Source organism: uncultured Gimesia sp. (assembly GCF_963972345.1).
GTDB lineage: Bacteria > Planctomycetota > Planctomycetia > Planctomycetales > Planctomycetaceae > Gimesia.
On sequence record NZ_CAXAVM010000303.1, the window covers coordinates 1 to 5,189 of the forward strand.

Sequence of the window (5,189 nt, forward strand, 5' to 3'; positions counted from 1 at the left end):
TCTCACATTTTCACGCTATTATTTACGAACCAAAACGCTTTCGGGTCAGACACTAGCTAGATCTACGGGAATTCCTTTATATCGCCAAATGTTAGTATCATTTTTTCGGGTCAGTACAAACCAGGAGTTGTTCGTTCCAAAAGCCATATCAAGAATACTGGCACCGTTTTGAGAGCTTTTTTTCATATAGTCAATTGCTGATTGGGGGACCTGACTGGCAGTCCAATAAAGTCGTACTCTGTCTTGTTCGTAGTAAGTCAACCCCCAACCGCCGTCAGGGGTAAAACCGAACCCGCGAATCGCTCCCCCTGCTTCAATGATCTTCTTCACCTTCTCAATTGCAGGCTTAGGGATTCCATGAACGTCAAAGATCGATTTCGAGACGACACCCCAACTGGAGGCGGGCTTACCCAACCCGATAGAATATAATTCATCTGCAAAACCCTGATGAGAGAGCGAGACAAGTAATACCACGGTCATTAATTTGCCAGTCGCGTTCATGAGTGGTTCCTCTTTTCATTCAGTTCAAAATTTAAAAACAGGTTGAAGATTAAACCTAAAGCAATTCTGATTGACATTCCATTAAAAGTATGCCCAGCCAGTTTTTACCAGAGCATTTATGAAACTGTGTTTGCGATGCATTATGATCCCTTTGTTTTCTTTATTCAGCAGTCTCATTGATTTATAGCACTGTATTAAGGGAATCGCTGTTCCCTTTAGTAAATGGATTTTTTTGTTGTAATAGGTGGCGAAAACGAGTAGGATTTTGTGCAACGATATTTTAAAAAATGCAGTTAATCTCCCGCTGTACCCGCACATTCTTTCCGCCTGGGCCTATTAATGGACAATCCTGAAGTACATCAGCCCAACGCCGATTGGGACGGTGAGATGTACCAGATTCTATATCGTATTGCCCAGCGGGACCTGGCTAATGAAACGCCAGGTCATTCTCTGCAACCCACGCTTCTCGTTAACGATGCCTATATGCGGCTTTTGGACCAGAGGAATTTCTGTCTGTCTGACCGTTCCCAAGTATTGGCAGCCGGAGCCGTAATAATCCGGCGGATTCTGGTGGATTATGCTCGGAAGCGCAAGGCACAAAAACGGGGCGGAATGGACGGACGCGGAATTGCATTGCACGTTTCTGTCGCGGATGACGCCAACCAGATAGATATTCTTGAGCTGAATGATGCGCTGGAGGCACTTCACAGTGAAAGCCCACGTGCAGCTCAAGTTGTCGAACTGAAGTTTTTTGGAGGACTGTGTGGTGATGAAATTGCACAGCAGCTTGGCATCTCTTTGCGAACGGTCAATAACGACTGGCGATTCGCCAGGGCCTGGCTCTATCGCAAACTAGGACAGAATTAGAATCTGAACCAGAATAATGAGTAAAGAAAATACCAGTCGCGTTCAGGAATTATTTGCAGCAGCTTTAGAGCTCCCGGCTGATAAAGAACGGGATACCTGGCTGGCAGAGCAATGTGGTCATGATCAAGCATTGCTTGAGGAAGTCCTCTCTCTCCTGGAATATGACAGTCTCGATCAAAACCCACTTGAAGGAGGCCTGAAGGATTTCCTGACAGATATCCCTCTCAATGAAATGGCAGCCGAATCGAGGACAGAGGATCTGGGCGAGAATGAAGCTACACAAGTCATCGATTGCGATACTTTTCTTTCCAAACTCTCTGAACTATCAGGGGTTGGAGTTTTATCGAAAGACGAAATCAAGGCGCTCCGCGAAGCAGCAAAATCAGAAGCTGATTCTTCAGACCCGCGCCTGATCGCTTCGAACTTGGTTTCAGAAGGGAAACTGACACAATATCAGGCATCGGCTCTTCTGCAAGGCTCACCAGAATTGCTGATCCAGAAGTATCTCATCCTCGATCTGATCGACGTGGGTGGGATGGGGATGGTCTTCAAGGCGATTCACCGGACCATGAATCGTGTAGTCGCGGTGAAGATGATTTCACAAAACCTGCTTTCTTCTCCAGAACAAATTAAACGGTTTCAACGTGAAGTCCGGGTTGCAGCCACGCTCGATCACCCGAATGTCGTCCGGTCATTCGATGCCGATCAGGCCAATGGTGTTGATTTTCTGGTTATGGAATATGTACGCGGTGCCAATCTGAGCCAGGTCATCAAGGAAAAAGGGCCGCTCTCTCTTGAACAGGCAGTGTCGTGTATTTTACAGGCTGCACGGGGGTTAAGGTATGCACACAAACGGGGGATCATCCATCGGGATATCAAGCCTGGAAATTTGATGATGGACGAGGGAGGAACCATCAAAGTACTGGACCTGGGGCTGGCAAATGTTGATGAATCTGTGCGTGATTATTCAGCGGCACTAGCCGGAAATAATGACCTGCAAAATGAAAATCGCACTGAACTGACCAATCCCGGGATGATGCTCGGGACGATCTCTTACATGGCACCAGAACAGTCCCTCGATGCCTCTCGCGCTGATTCGCGTTCGGATATTTACAGCCTGGGATGCACTTTCTATTTTCTATTAATTGGTGAGGCCCCCTATCGTGGGGATTCAATTTTTAAAGTCTTCCTGCAACATCAGAATCAGGAAATATCCTCTATTCGTGAGCAGCGTCAGGATGTTCCGCAGATGATAGAAGACATCTGCTTCAAGATGCTCGCCAAAAATCCGGATGACCGCTACCAGACCATGGGAGAACTCATCACAGCAATAGAAGAGTGTGAGATTGCAGCTCCTGTGGAAAATAAAAGTAAAGAAGACCATTCTTATAAACAATCGAATAAGGCTGATCAACACACAAGGAATCAATCGCGATCTCTTAATGCCGCAGGTTCCAGTTCCTCGCTCAAAAAGTTTAAGCAAAGCTGGCTGCTTGTGTTTCCAGTCCTGTTCATTACTCTCGCCTTCGGCAGCTATCAGGCTTTGAAATCACCGCCTCAGGAAAATGGAATAAAAGAATCACTACCAACGACACAAGGTCAACAGGTCAGCGCTGCTGTCGAGAAAATCATCCCCGGGAATCAACCGGTCAAGTGCATGGACGAGAACTTGATGTCCGCCGCCGATCTGCTGGCAACAGGTGAATGGGAATGGAAGGTCACAAAGAAATTCGATACACCGATTAATAATTCCAGTGCCTCCGAATCGTGCGCAGATATGACAGCCGACAAACTGACGCTCGTGTATTCAATAAATCAAAATAAAGACAATCCCAATACGGATATCTGGATGACGACTCGTGAATCGGTTGATGCAGCCTGGACTCAACCGATCCCTTTGGGTAAAGCAATCAATACAGAGGCGGTTGAATTTCAACCTAGTATCAGCGCTGATGGACTCGAGTTGATGTTTACCAGAAATGTGGATGGAAAATGGCATACTTATATTTCGAAACGAACATCTTCTCTATCGACATGGTCAGAAGCTGTCTCCTGCGAAGAGGATGGTAAATATCAAATGTCAGCAGATGTTTCTTCTGATGGGCATACTCTTGTTTTAATGAGGTTTGGCAATTCTGAAAACGGGAAGATAATCTGGCCAGATCTCTATATTAGAGAGCGACGATCACCGAACGATGCCTGGGGAAAAGTTTCGCCAATAGAGTTTCCTGTAAATACAGATCAATACGAAACGGAAGGCACAATCAGTGATGATGGTCGAATTCTGGTTTTCGTACGAATTGATGGTAATACGATCAATAGTAGACAGCGGATTTCAAAACTCTATATTGCAACTCGGTCTGACAGAAAAGCCGAATGGTCGACTCCAGTTCCTTTTGAAAACCAGCCCGATTCCTGGGAGTCTCGAAACCCACGCTTACAACCCGATGGTAAAACAATGCTAATTTGTTCTGATCGGCCAGGAAGTGGTTATATGGATATCTGGATGGCTGAACTAGTCAAGAAAGAGATCAATTCTTCTGACAAACAATTGCAGCAGGCTATGCGGGATAAACGGATCGACACTGCATCTGAGAAAGGTAGCCCCAGGAATCATCCCAATAAGAGCAAGTCCGAAAGTTTAATGTCTGCCGCTGATCTGCTCGCAACTGGTGAATGGGAGTGGAAAGTGATAAAGAAATTCGATGCGCCGATCAATATGCTTCGCACTGACTCATGTGCCGACATGACGGCAGATGGAAAGACGATTGTTTTTTCATCATCACGTAACCTGAAAAATGATAACCAAGATTTGTGGATGTCAACACGGGATTCTGTAGATACAGCCTGGTCACAACCGGTCAATTTAGGGGAGGCGATCAACACAGAAGCGATTGAATTTCATCCCAGCATTAGTGCTGACGGTCGCGAATTACTGTTTTCACGGAAAGTAAATGGTTCCTGGAATACATATATTTCAAAGCGATCTTCTACCACACTGACTTGGTCGAAAGCGGTTCCTTATCAGAGTAGTGGACATTTTCAAATTGCAGCCGACCTTTCTGCAGACGGACATTCCTTGATTATGACCAGGATGGGAAGAGCTAAAAGCACGCAGATTAGCACAGATCTTTGGATCAGTACACGTTTATCAAAGGAAGCACCTTGGAGCAATTTTAATTCAATCGGATTTCCTGTAAATACAAATGAATCCGAAACGGAAGGCACCATCAGCGATGATGGTCGCATGTTGATCTTCGCACGAGCGATATCAGATCAAAATCAAAATATTATTAAAAAATTCAAACTCTTTATATCAACACGCTCAGGAGATGATAGCCCCTGGTCGGATCCGGTATTATTTGAATCTAAATTGGCACCATGGGAGGATCGAAATCCACGTCTGCTCGCCGACGGTAAAACTCTTCTTTTAGGATCCGATCGTCCAGGGAGTGAGGGTATGGATATTTGGAAGGCTGAACTCGTTAAGAAAAAGATTGATTCTTCTAACAAAATAAATCAGCCAGAGAAGTAAGATTGACAGCTCCATACCATTGTCAAAAAACCGTCCCCAGTCATCAACCAAGGATATTCATTCTGGAATAGTCCAGTCTAGTACCGTGTCAGGATTTGATTTATGGGATAAAGTGATTTCAATTTCACTATGGCGTCTTGAACTTTGAATTGCCAGTCTACTCCACGCTGCTTTTTTTTATTGGAATCCTCGGACGAGGCTTTGGTTTCCACTCGCAACAGTCTGACCTCCGCTTCACGAAGCTTCTGAATAATCTGCTCAACAGTAAATCGTTTTCTCGGCATCT

General features: G+C 45.3%; 4 protein-coding genes. 2 read left to right on the top strand and 2 right to left on the bottom strand.

Features of this window, described 5'->3' with window-relative positions:
- Positions 1-45 precede the first annotated feature (45 nt).
- Positions 46-501, bottom strand: a complete 456-nt coding sequence (locus AACZ40_RS28055) for a hypothetical protein (RefSeq protein ID WP_291169211.1) — start codon at positions 499-501, stop codon at positions 46-48.
- 339 nt (positions 502-840) lie between these two features.
- Here AACZ40_RS28055 and AACZ40_RS28060 point away from each other — a divergent pair, with 339 nt between their 5' ends.
- Entirely contained in the window at positions 841-1,368 is a 528-nt protein-coding gene (locus tag AACZ40_RS28060; protein ID WP_291169208.1) for an ECF-type sigma factor, read from the top strand.
- A 16-nt stretch (positions 1,369-1,384) separates the two neighbouring features.
- The gene (locus AACZ40_RS28065) at positions 1,385-4,903 is read left to right on the top strand and encodes a protein kinase (RefSeq protein ID WP_339676874.1); all 3,519 of its coding nucleotides are present in this window, start codon (positions 1,385-1,387) and stop codon (positions 4,901-4,903) included.
- Between the two features lie 77 nt (positions 4,904-4,980).
- Here AACZ40_RS28065 and AACZ40_RS28070 read toward each other — a convergent pair.
- On the bottom strand, positions 4,981-5,189 hold a 209-nt coding region (locus AACZ40_RS28070), incomplete at its 5' end, for a hypothetical protein (protein WP_339676876.1).

Coding starts and splice junctions, on each gene's coding strand:
- AACZ40_RS28060 (WP_291169208.1), top strand. CDS start 841: ATGGACAATCCTGAAGTACATCAGCCCAACGCCGATTGGGACGGTGAG.
- AACZ40_RS28065 (WP_339676874.1), top strand. CDS start 1,385: ATGAGTAAAGAAAATACCAGTCGCGTTCAGGAATTATTTGCAGCAGCT.
- AACZ40_RS28055 (WP_291169211.1), bottom strand. CDS start 501: ATGAACGCGACTGGCAAATTAATGACCGTGGTATTACTTGTCTCGCTC.